The organism is Streptomyces sp. NPDC039480 (genome assembly GCF_055597165.1).
This window is the reverse complement of record NZ_JBVITX010000012.1, coordinates 120790-137052: the sequence shown is the minus strand read 5'-3', so window position 1 is coordinate 137052 and position 16263 is coordinate 120790. Positions and strand designations below refer to the sequence as shown.

Annotated in this window: 19 protein-coding genes; 11 read left to right on the top strand and 8 right to left on the bottom strand. The window is 73.6% G+C overall.

The genetic code is table 11. The features are described from left to right. Positions 1 to 143: 143 nt before the first annotated feature. Both ACZ56E_RS32170 and ACZ56E_RS32165 read left to right on the top strand, forming a co-directional pair. The gene (locus ACZ56E_RS32170; RefSeq protein WP_471219579.1) at positions 144 to 569 is read left to right on the top strand and encodes an STAS domain-containing protein; all 426 of its coding nucleotides are present in this window, start codon (positions 144 to 146) and stop codon (positions 567 to 569) included. Between the two features lie 70 nt (positions 570 to 639). Continuing rightward, entirely contained in the window at positions 640 to 1359 is a 720-nt protein-coding gene (locus ACZ56E_RS32165) for a M23 family metallopeptidase (protein ID WP_471219577.1), read from the top strand. Between the two features lie 50 nt (positions 1360 to 1409). Here the strand turns inward: ACZ56E_RS32165 and ACZ56E_RS32160 are convergent, their stop codons facing one another. After that, the gene (locus tag ACZ56E_RS32160; RefSeq protein WP_468608259.1) at positions 1410 to 1700 is read right to left on the bottom strand and encodes a hypothetical protein; all 291 of its coding nucleotides are present in this window, start codon (positions 1698 to 1700) and stop codon (positions 1410 to 1412) included. Between the two features lie 285 nt (positions 1701 to 1985). Here ACZ56E_RS32160 and ACZ56E_RS32155 point away from each other — a divergent pair, with 285 nt between their 5' ends. Then, positions 1986 to 2339, top strand: coding sequence for a chaplin (locus tag ACZ56E_RS32155; RefSeq protein ID WP_471219574.1), 354 nt, complete (start codon positions 1986 to 1988; stop codon positions 2337 to 2339). A 77-nt stretch (positions 2340 to 2416) separates the two neighbouring features. Here the strand turns inward: ACZ56E_RS32155 and ACZ56E_RS32150 are convergent, their stop codons facing one another. The 7 genes from ACZ56E_RS32150 to ACZ56E_RS32120 all read right to left on the bottom strand — a co-directional run bounded on the left by ACZ56E_RS32150 (position 2417) and on the right by ACZ56E_RS32120 (position 6500). Next, positions 2417 to 3286 carry a tyrosinase family protein gene (locus tag ACZ56E_RS32150; RefSeq protein ID WP_471219572.1) on the bottom strand — a complete coding sequence of 290 codons (870 nt, stop codon included), beginning with the start codon at positions 3284 to 3286 and terminating at the stop codon, positions 2417 to 2419. A gap of 37 nt (positions 3287 to 3323) precedes the next feature. After that, entirely contained in the window at positions 3324 to 3755 is a 432-nt protein-coding gene (locus ACZ56E_RS32145) for a tyrosinase cofactor (protein ID WP_468608253.1), read from the bottom strand. A gap of 42 nt (positions 3756 to 3797) precedes the next feature. After that, positions 3798 to 4472, bottom strand: coding sequence for a vitamin K epoxide reductase family protein (locus tag ACZ56E_RS32140; RefSeq protein WP_471219569.1), 675 nt, complete (start codon positions 4470 to 4472; stop codon positions 3798 to 3800). Then, on the bottom strand, positions 4472 to 4972 hold the full coding sequence (locus ACZ56E_RS32135) for a DUF5949 family protein (RefSeq protein WP_471219567.1): 501 nt from the start codon (positions 4970 to 4972) through the stop codon (positions 4472 to 4474). Before ACZ56E_RS32135 ends, ACZ56E_RS32140 begins: the two co-directional genes overlap by 1 nt. A 239-nt stretch (positions 4973 to 5211) precedes the next feature. After that, on the bottom strand, positions 5212 to 5490 hold the full coding sequence (locus ACZ56E_RS32130; RefSeq protein ID WP_471219838.1) for a hypothetical protein: 279 nt from the start codon (positions 5488 to 5490) through the stop codon (positions 5212 to 5214). A gap of 128 nt (positions 5491 to 5618) precedes the next feature. Beyond that, complete coding sequence (locus ACZ56E_RS32125) at positions 5619 to 5978, bottom strand: hypothetical protein (RefSeq protein ID WP_471219564.1); 360 nt, start codon at positions 5976 to 5978, stop codon at positions 5619 to 5621. A 282-nt stretch (positions 5979 to 6260) separates the two neighbouring features. After that, a complete protein-coding gene (locus ACZ56E_RS32120) occupies positions 6261 to 6500 on the bottom strand; it encodes a chaplin (RefSeq protein WP_471219560.1) in 240 nt (79 codons plus the stop codon). A 307-nt stretch (positions 6501 to 6807) separates the two neighbouring features. Between ACZ56E_RS32120 and ACZ56E_RS32115 the strand changes: the two genes are divergently transcribed. From ACZ56E_RS32115 to ACZ56E_RS32080, 8 genes are all read left to right on the top strand, one after another. Further along, entirely contained in the window at positions 6808 to 7941 is a 1134-nt protein-coding gene (locus ACZ56E_RS32115; protein ID WP_471219558.1) for a glycosyltransferase, read from the top strand. Further along, entirely contained in the window at positions 7938 to 9440 is a 1503-nt protein-coding gene (locus tag ACZ56E_RS32110; RefSeq protein WP_471219556.1) for an exopolysaccharide biosynthesis polyprenyl glycosylphosphotransferase, read from the top strand. Before ACZ56E_RS32115 ends, ACZ56E_RS32110 begins: the two co-directional genes overlap by 4 nt. Positions 9441 to 9454: 14 nt before the next feature. Next, positions 9455 to 10828 carry an O-antigen ligase family protein gene (locus tag ACZ56E_RS32105; RefSeq protein ID WP_471219837.1) on the top strand — a complete coding sequence of 458 codons (1374 nt, stop codon included), beginning with the start codon at positions 9455 to 9457 and terminating at the stop codon, positions 10826 to 10828. Next, complete coding sequence (locus tag ACZ56E_RS32100; RefSeq protein ID WP_471219554.1) at positions 10825 to 12513, top strand: lipid II flippase MurJ; 1689 nt, start codon at positions 10825 to 10827, stop codon at positions 12511 to 12513. Before ACZ56E_RS32105 ends, ACZ56E_RS32100 begins: the two co-directional genes overlap by 4 nt. A 76-nt stretch (positions 12514 to 12589) precedes the next feature. After that, positions 12590 to 13291: a polysaccharide deacetylase family protein gene (locus ACZ56E_RS32095; protein ID WP_471219835.1), complete on the top strand. Its 702-nt coding sequence runs from the start codon at positions 12590 to 12592 to the stop codon at positions 13289 to 13291. After that, positions 13288 to 14412 carry a glycosyltransferase gene (locus tag ACZ56E_RS32090; protein WP_471219551.1) on the top strand — a complete coding sequence of 375 codons (1125 nt, stop codon included), beginning with the start codon at positions 13288 to 13290 and terminating at the stop codon, positions 14410 to 14412. Before ACZ56E_RS32095 ends, ACZ56E_RS32090 begins: the two co-directional genes overlap by 4 nt. Continuing rightward, entirely contained in the window at positions 14409 to 15062 is a 654-nt protein-coding gene (locus ACZ56E_RS32085; protein ID WP_471219548.1) for a YveK family protein, read from the top strand. Before ACZ56E_RS32090 ends, ACZ56E_RS32085 begins: the two co-directional genes overlap by 4 nt. Continuing rightward, on the top strand, positions 15059 to 16243 hold the full coding sequence (locus ACZ56E_RS32080) for a GNAT family N-acetyltransferase (protein ID WP_471219546.1): 1185 nt from the start codon (positions 15059 to 15061) through the stop codon (positions 16241 to 16243). The genes ACZ56E_RS32085 and ACZ56E_RS32080 overlap by 4 nt, the downstream gene beginning before the upstream one ends. Positions 16244 to 16263: the final 20 nt, after the last annotated feature.

The following is a 16263-nucleotide window of genomic DNA, read 5'->3' as shown; positions in this document are numbered from 1 at the left end:
GTCCGATTCGAGTGGTCGGCTTTCGGCGCCGGGGTCAGCTGTGACTTGGCCCCGGTGGGCTGACGTCTCTCTGCCGATCCTGTATACGTCGATCCTGTACACGTCGATCCCGGATCGTCGACGAACCTGGAGGTGTGATGGGCATGGCGTCCCACCGTTTGTCCATCGCGGGCCTCGCCCACTCCGACCTCTGCGCCGTGCTGCGGCTCAGCGGCGAACTCGACCAGGCGTCCGAGAAGTTCTTCATGGACACCCTGGCCGGTGCGGTCGACGCGGGCCGGCGTCACATCGTCCTCGATGTGACGGCGCTGACGTTCTGCGACTCCCGCGGCCTGAACTGCCTGCTCGCCCTGCACTGGCTCCTGCGGCGGCGGGCCGGTGACCTGATGCTGGCGGGCGTGGGCCGCCGCCTCGCCACGCTGCTCGAACACAGCGGGAGCACCGCCCTGTTCTCGTCCCACACCTCGGTCGGCCAGGCCCTGCGCTCCCTCCCGGAGCCCGCCCGCCCCCACTGGCCGCCGCCCGCGGAACACGGCGCGGACGAAGAGGTCTTCCCTCCGACGGCCTAGAACAGGGCGGCATACGCCGGGCGGCTCACCCGAGATGCGGGGCGGGCCGGGCACCGGTGAGCTGTCGGACATGGAACAGGACATAGCCAGTGCGGCAAAAGGGGTCACCACGCGGCGTCGCGCTCTGGGGGTCGCCGCGGCGCTGCTGGCCGGCGGCGCGCTGCCGCTGACAGCGTCCCGCGCAGCCGCCCGGTCGGACCGCTCCCCGTCGGACCCCTCGCCGTCAGACCCCTCCCCGTCAGATCACTCCCTGTCAGATCACTCCCTGCCGGACCACGTCTGTACCGGTGCCTACGACGCCGAGTTCGAGGCGGCTCTGGCCGAGGCGGACGACCGGCTCGGCGCGGGCGAGACGCTCAGGATCCCGGACGGGCCACCCGGGCAGTACGCGATGCCGCTGCGCACCGGCTTCCGGGTCTCCGCGGCCTACGGAATCCGCGGCGACTGGCTCGCCGGCCACCACACGGGCATCGACCTCGCCGTGCCGGAGGGGACGCCGGTCTACGCCGTGGGCGCGGGCGCGGTCCTCGTCGCCCGGTGGTCCGGTGCGTACGGCAACGCCGTGACGGTGCGGATGCCGGACGGCCACTACGCCCTCGTCGCCCACCTGTCGAGCATCTCGGTCCGCGAGGAACAGAGCGTCGAGGCCGGGGCCCTCCTCGGCCTGAGCGGGGCCACCGGACGTGCCACGGGCCCGCACCTCCACCTGGAGATACGGGCCCGCCGTGAATACGGTTCGGACATCGATCCGGTCAGTTATCTGGCCGAGCGCGGAGTGCGGCTTCTCTGACCTGCGACTCCTCTGACCGGCGGCTTCTCCAACCGGCGAGCACCGGAGGCCTACTGGATGCCGGGAACGAGGTTCGTCAGGGGGGCCACCAGGTCGGTGATCTGGCGCAGCTGGTTCAGCTCGTTCAGGTTGTTGAGGCCGACCAGCTGGTCCTTGAGGTGCGGCATCCGGGCCGCCTGGTCCGCGGGCATGCCGGTCTTGCCGAGGCCGTCGATGGTGTCGAGCACCTCCATCCTTCCCGTGTCCTGCGTGGGGGCGGACGCCTGGGCTGCCGGGGTGGCCAGGGCCACTGCGCCGGCGGCCAGCGAGACGGCGGTGATGAGTCGTCGTGCTGAAGTCATGTTTTCAGAACCGCCTCGGGCTCCCGAAAGTCACGGGTCCGGCCGAGGCCTCACTCAGGAAGCGCATTCGCGGCCCTGTGTACGCGGGGCGCGCCCGGCCGCGTACCGTCGCCACCCGGCCGGCCTACTTGTCCCACTTATCGCCACGGAATTTCGCTAAAACGATGCATTCATCCCGCATGGTCATGCCGTGCTCTCGCACCGTGACCTCGCCTTGACGAAAGCAGTTGGACAATAGGCGGTTGCGTGTGGGCAGCCGCTCTATCCAAATCAAAGGAGAACGTGATGTCTCGCATCGCGAAGGCAGCCGCTGTCACCCTCACCACCGGAGCGGTCGTCGTCGGCGGCGCCGGTATGGCTCTGGCGGACGCCGGCGCGTCGGGTGCCGCCGTCGGTTCCCCCGGTGTGCTCTCGGGCAATCTGCTGCAGGTCCCGGTCAACATCCCGGTGAACGTGTGCGGCAACACCGTCGACGTCATCGGCCTGCTGAACCCCGCCTTCGGCAACCCCTGCGTGAACAACGGCGGCCACAAGGGCGGCCACCACAACGGCGGTCACCACAACGGCGGTCACCACAACGGCGGCGGTCACAATGGTGGCGGTCACAACGGCGGCGGCCACTCCGGCTACGGCGGCTGACCCCACCCCGACGAAGCCCCCGCCGCGCGTTCCGCCGGGGGCTTCCCCATGCTCCCTCGCTGCTCCCCGATGCTTCCTTAGGCGTACGTGTAAAGCCCCTTGTGCCCGAGCAGTTCGCCCGGTGTGACGTCCCAGGGCGGCATCGGCTCGTCGCGGGCGACGATGCGCTCGTGCTGGGACGAGCCGGGGCCCGGCGGCCGCTCCGGCAGGTAGGGGGCGGAGTCCGGGTGCCGGCGCCGCCACCGGTCCCAGAGCAGGTCCACGAAGGCGTGGTTGAGCCAGAAGACCGGGTCGTTGACCGATGCCCCGCCCAGCATGTGGCCGCCGACCCAGCGGTGAACACGGTTGTGGTTCTGCCACCGCTCCGCGCCGCTCGCGGACGTCCAGCCCTCCAGTTTGTTGCGGAAGCCCTCCGGTGACGTGGAGTTCCACGGCGGCACGTCGTAGCGGGGGTCGGCCAGGGCGCGCGCCACGTCCCGCGCCGTGGGCAGGTCGATCGGGTCCTTGGGGCGCCCGAGGTCACGCGTGAGGAAATCCCCGTCGGTGACCCCTTCCTTGATGGTCCAGGCCCCGTGCCGGTACGCGAACGGGCCTGTCATGACCTGCCGGTCGCCGCGCCGTCCGTTCCCGCCCATCAGCTCCGCGCCCCAGAGCGACGCGGCCGGGCCGCGGTCCTTCGTCCAGTCCCAGTAGGGCACGGTGACGCCGGAGTCGACGCGCTGCAGGGCCCGCTCGAAGTCGAGCAGGAAGCGGCGGTGCCAGGGGAAGAACGAGGGGGTCATGTGGGCGACGCGGAGTCGCTGCTCGCCGTCCGACACATAGAAGTCGATGTGCGTGCGGACGAATTCGTCGTACTCGCCCCGGCGTTTGAGCTTCAGCACCGCGTCGACGAAGCGGCGCCGCTCCGGCCGGCTGAGGCTCCGCTGGTTCTTGCGCGTGGGGGCCATGCCCGTCCCTTCGGCGTTCGGGGGCCGCGTGGCCGGGTCAGTGGCCGCGGCCGCTCAGGGCCTGGAGGGGGCCGAGTTCGTCGACGGCTCCTCGGGCCGCGGCCAGCGGCGTCGCGTACGACCCGTAGTGGTCGACCATGCTCAGATAGCTGCCGTCCGCGCGGCGCATCAGCGCGAGCCGCCGTCCGTCGACGGTGACGTGCCAGCCCGCGGAGCCGTGCCCGGCCTGCTGCGCCATCGGTTCCCCCTGGATGCGACGGCCCTGGTACGTCTCGTCGAACGGCGGGTCCGCGGGCGCGGCGGCCGGACCCGGTGCGGGCGGGTCCAGGGCGGGCGGGTCCGGTACGGGCGGGTCCAGTACGGGTTCGTCCGGCAGGGCCCGGACGACGCCCGCGGCGCCGAGGAGCGCCGCGGCAGCGGCTCCGATGAGGTGACGGCGGGTCACCCGGTCGGCCGGGTTCTTCTCCATCGGGCTCGGTCCGTCCTTTCGCCGTGCGGTCCCACCGGATTTTCAGCTGGTCCAGAAATCCCACCAGCGCGTCAGGATCAGCATTCCGACGACGCCCATGTGCGCGGCGGGAAGCACCCAGGTGAATTCCTCCAGAAAGGCGCGCAGAGCGCGGGGGGCGGGGAGGAATCCGGAGCGTACGTTGTGCGCTGTCACGTACCAGAACATGACGATGGTGGCGGCCCAGGCGAGGCAGCACCACAGGCAGAGGGAATTGATGCGGTAGAGGGACTGGAATTGCAGCCAGCCGCAGAACGCGACGCCGAACGCGGTGCCCGCGTGGCAGGTCAGCCAGTACCAGCGGGGGTGGCGGGCGCCGCCGATCAGACCGGCGCCGACACAGATCACGACGGCGTACGCGACGAGGCCGAGCAGCGGGTTGGGGAAGCCGAAGGCCGCCGCCTGCTCGCTCTTCATGATGTTGCCGCAGGCGACCACGGGGTTGAGGCTGCACCCGGGGACGAAGTCCGGGTCCGCGAGGAGCCTGAGCTTGTCGAGGGTGATGACCCACGCCGCCAGGAGCCCCGCCGCGCCGGTGATCACCAGGAGCAGGCCGAGCCGTCGGCCGCCCCGCTGCTCGGGGGCGCCGTCCGGTGCGGGCGTGGTGGTGGGGCCCGTACCGGGTCCGCCGACGGCCTGCGGCGGTACCCGGGGCGGCAGTTCGGTGGTGTGGCGCATCAGCGCAGGCTGCGCGCGGGCAGCAGGCAGTGCGTGGCGTTGATCAGGGTCTCCTCGGCGCCGGCGAACTCGCGGAGGCGGTCTTCCGGGACGGGCTCGCCGGGCTTGGCCTCCGGCCACGCGCGCGTGGTGGCGAGGAAGTAGGCGTGGCCACGCTGTTTGACGGCGGCGAGCCACTCCGGCGGCACCGCGCACTGCGCGTTCAGGTGGGGCATGTTGACGACGGCCTGGTCGCCCTCGACGAGCAGGCTCACCGGCAGGGAGGGGTTGCGCGCCCCGTCGAGGAGAGGGCCGCCGATGGGCAGGCCCGCCTCGTCGAGGACGGTGCGCATCGCTTCGGCGGTGGCCTCCGGGCCGCCCTCCGTGTCACCGAGGGAGTAGGCCAGCAGGAAGGGCATGTCCTTCTCTTCCTCGGGGTGCGCGCCGCTCCAGGCGAGAACAGCCAGGGTTCCCAGGTCAGTCTCTTTAAAGGGGCGCTGTTCGCTGGATGTTGAGGTCATGGGGGGAACCGTATAGACGCGGCCGGACGGGACCGGTCCGGTTGTCACCCATGTGGCCCAACCGGGGCCGGCCATCACACGATGGGGTCACCCGGTCGGCTCCGGTGACGCGCCGAAGGGCCGGTCCGTGGAAGAGGTGACCGGCCCTTGCGCGGCCTCGGACGGCGAGCGCGCCGTCCGGGGGAATTACTTCACCCTGTGGAGCCAATTCCGCTGCCCGGCGCGGTAATCACGGGCGCTTACTTGCCGAGCGGAAGTCCGCCGAGGAGTTCCGTGGGGCCACCGGCGGAGTTCAGGCCTTCCGCGGTGTCCTTGACCGTGTTGATGACGGAGCCCTTGTTCTCGGTGTCGAGGATGTTCGTGCCCACCGGCTTGGTGTCGAGCAGGTTCTGGCTGGTGATGGCTTCGAGCCCGCCGTTCAGGCTGGTGGGCGTCAGGCTGTCGGCGACCGCGGGCGCGGCGGAGCCGGCGGCGGCGAGCGAACCGGCAAGGACAGCGGCAGCCTTCAGGGCCTTCATCATGTTCCTTTCTTTGGCGACGCGTGTCGCCTTTGGCGAGCACCATTCAGGCATCGTTGCCTGTCGTCTCTTTTCGCCAGGACTAACGAGCGCGGGACGGTACGGAAACGCCGGAAAGAAAGGACTGCTCAGACCGCAGGGAGCGCCGGGGTCTGCGGGAGCGACGAGGTCTGCGGGAGCGACGGGGTCTGCGTGAGCGACGGGGTCTGCGTGAGGGGGTCGGCGGGCGCCTTGGGCTGGGCGCCGCCCAGCAGGGAGGTGAGGCTGCCGATCAGGCCGGTGAGAAGCTGCGGGAGCGACCCGAGCGGGTCCTTCGGCGGTTCCTCGGCCGAGATGCCGAGCACGCCCTTCGGGTCCTCGACCGAGGCGGCCTTCAGCGGTTCGCCGGCGGCGTCGCCCTGGGAGGCGAAGGCCGGACCGGCCGTGCCGAGAAGCAGCGTCACGCACAGGGTGGTGGTCGCGAGGCGCCGTACGGGCAGAGCGCGCATAGGTTTTTCCCTTCCGGTGATGCGTCGGATCTTGTGATCACCGTGGGAGCGCGGCGCGCCGCCCGCAACCGAGCGACTGCGCGACGACCTGGCCTTTCCCGGTGCGTGCGGGCATCCCCGCAGGTGGGGGGCGGAAGCGACGGCCGGTCGGCGGCGGGCGGGCGCACACTCCATTCGGGGCACGGCCGTCACCACCGCGCGGCGGGCGGTGGAGACCGGGCGGACATGCGGAACGGCCGCCCCCCGCTTCCGTGGGGACGGCCGCTCAGATCAGACGGTGCGTCAGTCGTTGGCGCACTGGTTGCCGAACGCCGGGTTCAGCAGACCGATGACGTTGATGCTGTTGCCGCAGACGTTGACGGGAACGTGGACCGGCACCTGCGCGGTGTTGCCCGAGATGACGCCGGGGGAGTTGGTGGCGGCGCCCTGCGCGCCGCTGTCGGCGGCAGCGACACCCGCGGATCCGGCCACGGCTGCGGCGGCGACGGCGGACAGGGCGAATGCCTTGGTGGTACGCGACATGGGGTGCTGCTCCTTGGTGATGATGCGACGTACGGGCGGGATGCCCGTCTGGAGGGATCAACTGCCGACCTCGACGCCGAGTTGTGCGCCCAGACGGGTGATACGCGGCGCGATTCATTGCCTCCGCGCCTCTCTTCACGAATCCGACACACGTACCGAGGTTGACGGAGCGGATCGCTTCAGCGGCTAGAGTTGCGCTTCTCTTTGGGGCATTCCACCCATACGCGTTCAGATTCGTACATTCACCGCGCCTCACCCCATGTCCGCTGTGGTTCAGAGTTCTCACACTCGGAAGGCCAACGCCGTCATGCGTCACTCAGGAGTGCTGAGGGAAGCCGCAACGGTCCTGCACATCAGCCAGCCGGTGGACGGCGGCGTGGCACGGGTCGTCGTCGACCTGGCCACCGCGCAGGCCGCGGCCGGTACGGACGTCCACGTGGCCTGTCCCCAGGAGGGTTTCCTGCCCCGGGCGTTGAGCGCCGCCGGCATCCGCGTCCACCCCTGGGAGGCGACCCGCTCCCCCGGCCCCCGCCTCCGCGCCGAGACGCGGGACCTCAAGCGCGTCATCGACACGGCGGCTCCCTCGCTCGTCCACGCGCACAGCGCCAAGGCCGGACTCGCCGCGCGTCTCGCGCTGCGCGGCAGCGTCCCCACGGTGTTCCAGCCGCACGCCTGGTCCTTCGAGGCGGTCGGCGGCCCCACCGCACTGCTTGCCCGGCTCTGGGAACGCCACGCGGCCCGCTGGACGACGCGCACCGTCTGCGTCAGCGAGGCCGAGCGGGCCACCGGCCGCCGGGCCGGTGTCGGCGGGGTCTGCTCGGTGATTCCCAACGGCGTGGACACCACCCGGTTCGCGCCCGACGGACAGGGTCCCGCGCGCGTCCCCCTCGTGGTGTGCGTCGGGCGGCTCTGCCTGCAGAAGGGGCAGGACGTGCTGCTGCGGGCCTGGCCCGCGGTGGCCGCGCGGGTGCCCGAGGCCCGGCTCGTCCTGGTCGGGGACGGGCCGGACGCGGCGCGGCTGCGGGAGCGGGCCGGGCCGCGGGTGGCGTTCGTCGGGGCGGCGGCCGACGCGGCGCCCTGGTACCGGGCGGCCGATGTCGTCGTCCTGCCGTCCCGCTGGGAAGGCATGGCGCTGGCCCCGCTCGAAGCCATGGCCTGCGGCCGTCCTGTCGTGGTCACCGACGTGGACGGGGCCAGGGAGAGCCTGCCGCGCGACCACCGCCCGCACGCCCTCGTACCGCCGGAGGACCCCGAGGCACTGGCACGCGCGCTGATCGCGCTGCTGCGGGACGGAGAACTGCGTGACGCGCTGGGGCGGCGGGGCCGCCTGCACGTACTGGACCACCACGACGCACGGCGTGCCGCGGCCGCGATCGACGCGGTGTACGGCGAGCTTCTGGGCACGGCGCCCACCGAACGCAGGGAGTGCACCACCACGTGAGTGCCGAACGGACCGTTGCCTCCTCATCGGCTCAGCCACGGCAGGACACCCAGGCCCCGCCCGGCACCTTCGTCGTCGCGCCACGCGAGGCGACGGCCCGCCGCGCCGGGGCGTGGGCACGGCGGCCGGCCCGCACCCGGCGCTCGGCCGCCGCCCTGGTGGCCGCCGACTGCGTGGCGGCCCTCCTCGGCCTGCTGCTGCTCGACGACCCGCGGCACCAGGCCGTACTGGCCCCCCTGCTCCTGGCGGGTGTGCTGGTCCTGAACGCGCGGGGGCGCCTGTACGAGTACGCCGCGCTCCCCGACACGCTCGGCCAGGTGCCGTCGCTCACCGGGCGGATCGCCCTCGCCTGGTCCCTCACCGCGGTCCTCGCCCCCGCGCTGCCCTGGTCGCAGCCGCTCCCCCTCCGCACGCTGCTCGGCATGGCGGCGGCGCAGGCCCTGCTGAGCTGCTGCGGGCGCGCGCTCGCCCACCGGCACCGGCGGACCGCCACCCTGCGCAGGCCGAGCCCGGCCCTGGTGGTCGGGCCCGGCGACCAGGCGCGCGGGGTGGCCGCGGCGCTGCTGCGGCGCCCCGGCTGCGGTGTGCGGCCCGTCGGCATCGTGAGCGAGGCGGCGGACCCGCCACCGCAGGACGACGACGGCGGTGCCGATACGGCGGCGGATCCCGGGCCCGAGCTGCCGGTGCTCTGCACGGAGGACGAACTCCACCGGGCGGTGATCCAGAACGACGTCCGGGCCGTGTTCCTCCTCGCCGGCCAGGGCACCGGGCTCACCGGCCGGCTGCCGACACTGCACCACCTGGGCTGCGACCTGTGGGAGCTCGACCCGCACTGCTCGGGCGCCGGGCACGGGCCGGACGGGCCCCGGCAGTACGTGGCCGGGTTCGCCTGCCGCCCCCTGACGTCCGCCGGGTCGCCGGGGGTCGGCATCGGCAAGCGGCTGCTGGACATCGCGGTCTCGGGCGTCCTGCTGCTCGCGGCCGCGCCGGTCCTCGCGGTCTGCGCCCTGGTGCTGCGGGCCGTGGAGGGCCCCGGCGTGATCTTCCGGCAGGAGCGCGTCGGCAAGGACGGGCGGCTGTTCACCCTGTTGAAGTTCCGCACCCACCGCCCCGCCGACCAGCAGGAGGCGGCGACCCGGTGGAGCGTCGCCGACGAGCACCGCATGAGCGCGTTCTGCCGGTTCCTGCGCGGCACCTCGCTGGACGAGCTGCCCCAGCTGTGGAACGTGCTCAGGGGTGACATGAGTCTCGTCGGGCCGCGCCCCGAACGGCCGTTCTTCGTCGCGCAGTTCAGCCAGACCTACCCCGACTACGCCCACCGGCACCGCATGCCGACCGGCATCACAGGCCTGGCCCAGATCCACGGCCTGCGCGGCGACACCTCCATCGAGGACCGGTGCCGCTTCGACAACGCCTACATCGACAGCTGGTCGTTCTGGCAGGACCTGTGCATCCTGCTGCGGACCGTCGGCTGCCTCGTACGCCGCACGGGGAGCTGAGCGCGGTGAACCACCTGTCGACCGCCCTGCCGTACGCGCCCCGCCCGCAGGACGCGGTGCTCTCCTGGCTGAGGCGGAACGCGCCGGTCCTGCCGGTGGTGCTCCTGGTCGCCCTGCTCGCACTGCCCGTGCCCGCCGGGGGCGGCGCCTCCGGAGACGGCGGGAGCGGCACCGGCACCCTCGCCGACGCGGCGTCCGCCCTCGTCGTCGGCTTCTGCGTCGTACGCGCCGTGCGGGCCGGGCGGCGCCCGCTGACCCGCACCGCCGCCGTGCTCCTCGGGCTGCCGGTCGTCGGCATCACCGTGGCCGCGTTCGGCGCCTCGTCCGCCGCGACCGGTGTCGCCGGGGCCGCACGCTACCTCCAGATCTTCGTCCTGGTGCCGGCCGCCGTGCTGCTGCTGATCCGCGACGCCCACCACTTCCGCCTCCTCGCCTGGTCGTTCGTGGCGCTCGGGCTGTGGCAGGGCGTCATCGGCGTACACCAGAACCTGACCGGCACCGGCGCCTCGTACATGGGCGAGGACATTCGCGCGGTGGGCACGTTCGGCTCCACGGACGTCATGGGAATGGCCACCGTCGTCTCGTACGGACTCGTCTGCGCGCTCGCGCTCGCGTTCCGTCCCCACTCGCCGCGCCAGCGCTCCGCGGCGGTGGTCTGCGCCGCCCTCCTGCTCGTGCCGCTCGCCCTGTCCTTCAGCCGCGGCGCGTGGATCGCCGCCGCGGTGGCCTGCGTCGGGGTGCTGCTGCTCGCCGGGGTGCGCCGGGCGGGCCGGGCCCTGCTCGCCGCCGGTGCCGCCGCCGTGGTCCTGGTCGCGGGCCTCGGAGTCGGCTCACAGATGCTCCAGGAACGCCTCAGCAGCATCACCCAGGTCACCGACACACCCGACCAGTCGGTCACCGACCGCTACACGATGTGGGCCGCCTCGGTCGACATGTGGCGGGAGCGGCCGGTGACCGGCGTCGGCCTGAAGGGGTTCCCCGACCACCGCGACAGCCACGCCTCGCTGGCCCTGTCCGCCGGCAGCGACACCGCGGGCGCCGGCAGCGGCTTCGTCCGCCAGCCGCTGCTGTCCCCGCACAACATGTACCTGCTGGTGCTCGGCGAACAGGGACTGCTCGGCCTCACCACGCTGGCCGGCGGCTGGGCGGCGCTCGTGGTGTGCGCGGTGCGCCGGTGGCGGCGGCAGCGGGCCGGGCGCAACGGTCCCGGCGGCCCGGACCTCGACTGCGCGCTGGTGGCCTGCGGGCTGCTGATCTGGCAGCTGACCGACTTCGTGTACGCCGACATCGGCGGCCCCTCCACCGTCCTGACCGGCGTCGCCTTCGGCCTCGCGGCCTGGTGGGCGGTCGGCTCGCACGGGCGGACCGGAACGGGGGGTGTGCGATGACGGCGGTGCCGTCGCCGGTGGCCGCGGACACAGATCCGGTCCCGGCACCGGACCCGGCCCCTGGGGCAGGGATCACCGACGTCGGCCGGGAGGCGGGCGGGAAGACCGGTGGCTCGTTCCTCGCCAAGGCCGCGCTCGTCACGGCCGCGCTGTCCGTCGCCGGTTCGCTCCTCGGCCTCGTACGCGACCAGGCGCTGGCGCACTTCTTCGGCGCCGGGACCGACACCGACGCCTTCCTGGTGGCGTGGACGGTCCCCGAGGTGGCCGCGACGCTGCTCATCGAGGACGGCCTCGCCTTCTTCCTCGTGCCCGCGTTCAGCCTGGCCCTCGCGCGCCGGGCGGACGGCCCGGCCACCGACCCGGTCCGGGAGCTCGTCCGGGCGTCGCTGCCGCGAATGGTCCTGTGGTTCACGGGGGCCACCGCGCTGCTGATCGCGGCGGCCCCGTACCTGGTCGCCGTGCTCGCCCCCGGGCTGCCCGACCCGCAACTGGCCGTCGACTGCACCCGGCTGACCGCCACCTGCGCCCTGACCTTCGGGCTCACCGGCTACTGCAGCGCGGCGCTGCGGGCGCACCAGCGGTTCGTCGCGCCCGCGACGGTCTACGTCGCCTACAACGCGGCCATCATCGCCGCCCTGTTCGCGCTCGCGGTGCCGCTGGGGGTGCGGGCCGCGGCCGTGGGCGTCGCCGTGGGGGGCGTCCTCATGGTCGTCGTACAGGCACCCTCGCTGTGGCGGCAGCTGCGACGCCCGTACCGTCCCGAGTCCGCGACCACGAGTACGGCCACAACCACGAGTACGACCGCGAGCGAGCCCGAATCCGCCAAGGCCCTCCAGACCGCCATCATCTGGACCGTCCTGCTGTTCGCCCTGTGCCGTCAGTCGCAGGTCCTCATCGAGCGGTTCCTGGCCTCGTCGCTGCCCGCCGGGGCCATCTCGCATCTGAACTACGCGCAGAAGGTCGCGCAGATGCCGATGGCCCTCTCCCTCATGATCTGCACGGTCACCTTCCCCGTGGTCGCGCGGGCCCTGGCCATGGGCGAGAAGGAGCGGGCCCGCGACCGCGTCGAGCGCGATGTCGTCCTGGCCGGGTGCGTGGTCCTGGTGGGTGCGGCAGCCGTCATCGCCGCCGCGCCGCCGCTCATCGAACTGCTCTTCCAGCGCGGCGCCTTCACCGCCAGGGACACCGCCACCACCGCCTCGGTCATGCGTGTCTACGCCCTGGGCCTGCTCGGCCACACGCTGGTGGGCGCGCTGGCCCGGGCGCACTTCTCCGTGGCACGGACCACCTGGATCCCGCTCTTCGCCATGTTCATCGGCGTCGTCACCACCGCGGGGATCGGCTTCCTGACCGTCGGCACGTGGGGCGTCCACGGGATCGCCGGGGCCAACGCGACGGGCATCTGCGTCAGCGCCCTGCTCCTGCTGCGCGGCCTGGGCCCGCACACCGTGCCGGTCAGGACGCGGGCCGTCGTCGGACAGCTCGGCCGGCTCGCGCTCGCCGCGGGGGGCGCCGCGCTGCTCGGCGCGGTGGTCGCGCGGGCCGTGCCGTGGCCCGCCGCGGCCGTCCTCGCGAGCTTCACCGCGGTGACCGTCTCCTTCGTGCTCCTCGGCCTGCTCCTGGGGGTGCGGCCCTGGACCACCGTCCTTCGCTCCGTCGGCAGAAAGCTGCGTCATGTCCGTTGACCTCACTCCGCCCGCGCCGTCCGGTACGGAGCCCTTCCTGCGGCTGCGGCCGCCGCGCAATCCGGCGTGGGTGGCGATGTACCACTCCGTCGCGGATCCGTCCGACGACCCGTACGAGATCACCGTCGCGCCCGACCGGCTGGCCGAGCAGCTGCGGTGGATGCGGCGCCAGGGGCTGCGCGGCGTGTCGATGACGCACCTGCTGGAGGCGTGTGCGCGGGGCCTGGAGCACAACCTCGTGGGCCTCACCTTCGACGACGGCTACCGCGACTTCGTCGAGGACGCGCTGCCCCTGCTGCGGCGGTACGACTGCACCGCGACCCTGTTCGTCCTGCCGGGCCGGCTCGACGGCGACAACGCCTGGGACCCGCTCGGCCCGCGCAAACCGCTCCTCGGCGCCGAGGGCATCCGGCACGCGGCCGAGTGCGGCATGGAGATCGGCTCGCACGGGCTGACCCACGTCGACCTGACCGCCGCCGACGACGGGCTGCTGCGCCGCGAGGTGAGCGACAGCCGCGCCGCGCTGCGGGAGTTGACCGGCGGCGAGGTGCGGGGCTTCTGCTACCCCTACGGCCACGTCGACGAGCGCGTCATGGCGGCGGTCCGGGAGGCCGGATACGCGTACGGGTGCGCGATCGCACCGGGAGCGCTCACCGGGCCGTACGCCCTGCCGCGCGTCCACGTCGGCCAGGGCGACACGGCCTGGCGCCTGCGCCTGAAACTGCGCACGAACCGGCTCAGGCGCCGCGTGCTGGACGGCCCGGCGGTGGCGGAATGAGGGTCCTGCACGTCATCACCGGGCTCGGGGTGGGCGGTGCCGAGCAGCAACTGCGCCTGCTGCTGCGCCACTTGCCCACGTCGAGCGACGTGGTCACGCTGACCAACGCGGGCACCGTCGCGCAGGGCATCGAGGCCGACGGCACCCGCGTGACCGACCTGGGCATGGCCGGCAACCGCGATGTGGCGGCGCTGCCGCGGCTGACCCGGCTGATCCGCGTGGGCCGGTACGACCTGGTGCACACCCACCTCTACCGCGCCTGCCTGTACGGGCGCGTCGCGGCCCGGATGGCGGGCGTGCGCGCGGTGGTGGCCACCGAACACTCCCTGGGCGACTCGCAGATGGAGGGCCGGCCGCTGACACCGGGCGTGCGGGCGCTGTATCTGGCCGGGGAGCGGCTCGGCCGGGTGACGGTCGCGGTCTCGCCCGCGGTCGGGGCGCGGTTGCACCGGTGGGGCGTGCCCCGGCAGCGCATCCGCGTCGTGCCGAACGGCATCGAGGTCGAGCGCTTCCGGTTCGACCCGGCGGCCCGTGCCCGCACCCGCGCCCGGCTGCGCCTGCCGGAGGGCGCGTTCGTCGTCGGCGGCGTGGGGCGGCTGGCCACCGGCAAACGCTTCGACGTCCTCCTCGAGGCCGCCGCCCGGCTGCCCGAGGACGTCGTCGTCGTACTGGTGGGGAGCGGCCCTCAGGAGGAGGGGCTCCGGCGGCTCGCGCACCGGCTCGGCCTCGCCGGGCGGGTGCGGTTCACCGGTGAGTCCACCCACGACGCGGGCGGCCTGCCCGCGCTGCTCTCCGCCATGGACGTCCTGGCCTCCCCCTCCCCCGAGGAGGCCTTCGGCCTGGCGCTCGTCGAGGGTCTCGCCGCCGGGCTCCCCGTGCTCTACGCGTCCTGCCCCGCCGTCGAAGGCCTCGGCGCCGGCGAACGGACCGGCGCCGCCTACTGCCCGAGCGACCCGGACTCCTTCGCGCGGGCCCTGCACGGCCTGCGCGGTGACGTGCCGCCGCACCGCGAGGCACCGGCGGCGGTGCGCCACTACAGCATCACCCGAAGCGCCGGCCAACTGATGGACGTCTACGCGTCAGTTGTCCCCGGCCCGACCCTGGAGGTGACCCCTCGATGAGCGACTCCGCGCACGCGCACTCGCGCACCGGACCCCTGCGAGCCCGCCTCGCCCGGCTGCCCCGCTGGTCGGCCCTGCCCGCCTGCGCGGTCCTCGGCGCCCTGATCGGCACCGGGTACGGCGCCCTGCAGACGCCGGAGTACACGGCCACGAGTTACGTCGTCGCCGTCCCGCAGGCGAAGGCGGACCCGGCCACGGCGCTGGGTTTCGCCCAGGCGTACGGCCGGGTGGCGACGCAGCTCGCCGTGCTGGGCGACGCGCAGGTGGCGGCGGGCATGTCGGCCACGGAGCTGCGGGACAGGGTGCGGGTGGCCACGTCCCCCGACGCGCCGATGATCGCGGTCTCGGCGACCACGGAGCAGCCGGACTCCGCCGTCACCGCCGCCGACGCGGTGGCGCGGTCGCTCGCCGCGAGCGCCAACCACTCCAAGGGCAGCACCCAGGTCAAGCTGCTGCCGTTCTCGCGTGCCCTGGCGCCCGACGCGCCCTCGTCGCTCTCCACCGGGGTGACGGCCCTGGTCGGCGCGAGCGCCGGCGGGCTGCTCGGCGGCCTCGCGCTCCTGGTCCGCCCGCGCGCGCGTACGGAGGAGACGGCGGCGGGGGCCTCCGTCCCCGGGCCCGCGTCCGGCCTGGTCCGGAGCGCCCCATGAGCACGGCACCGGCGAGCACCGCACCGAGCAGCCTTCCCACGGCCCAACTCTGTGTGGACGAGGACGAGTTCGAGGCGCTCGCCGAACCGTGGGGGCGGCTGCACCGGGCGTGTGCGGTGGCCACGCCGTTCCAGAGCCACGCGTGGCTGTCGTCGTGGTGGCGGTCGTACGGCAGCCCCGGCCGGCTGCGGGTGCTGCTCGTCCACAGCGGCGGGCGGCTGATCGCCGCGGCGCCGCTGATGCGGGTGGACCGTCCGCTCCCGGCGCTGAAGCCGCTGGGCGGCGCGATCTCCGACTTCACCGACGTGCTGCTGGACGACGCGTGTCGCGAGGAGGGGACGGAGGCGCTCCTCTCCGGTCTGTACGCGCTGGCCCGGACCGCGCTGATCGATTTCGGGGAGGTCAGGCCGGGCGCCTGTGTGGAGAGCCTGTATGAGCGCTGGCCGGGGCCGCGGCGCACGCTGGCCGCATCCGACTGCCTCGAACTGCCCGCGCTGCCGATGGACGGGCTGCTCAAACGGCTGCCCGCGCCACGGGCCCAGCGCGCCCGCGCCAAGATCCGCAAGCTGGCGGCGCTGGGCCTGGAGAGCCGGGTCGTGCCCGTCGAGGAGGTGGAGTCCTCGGTGCGGACGCTGCTGCACCTGCACCAACTGCAGTGGCAGGGCCGCAAGGTGACCGCCGAGCACCTCCAGCCGCGGTTCCACGAACACCTGCTGCGCTCCATGCGCCCGATGGTCGCGGCGGGAGAGGCCGTGCTGACCGAGTTCAGCCTGGACGGCGAGGTGCTGGCCGCGGACCTGACGCTCCTTTCGGGCACACTGGCCGGCGGCTATCTGTACGGCGCGCATCCGCGGCTCAGGGAGCGCAAGGTGGATGTGGCGACGATGCTCCTGGAGGCGTCCACCCGGCACACCGGCGGCGAGCACCCGCGCGCGCTGAGCCTGCTGCGCGGCAACGAACCGTACAAGCACCACTGGCGGCCCGAGCCGGTCACCAACCGGCGCTTCCTGCTGGCCCGCAGGCGCACCGCACCGCTGGTGCACGCGGTGGCCTGGGGCGCGTCGGGCCGCCAGTGGGCGAAGCGGAGGCTGCGCGAGCGCGAGGGGGACGGGCGCCGCGGTGGCGGAGGCACGCGCTCCGGCGGCGGAGGCGCGCGCTCCGGTGGCGGAGCCTCGTCGTGACGGCTCACGCCACCGCGGCC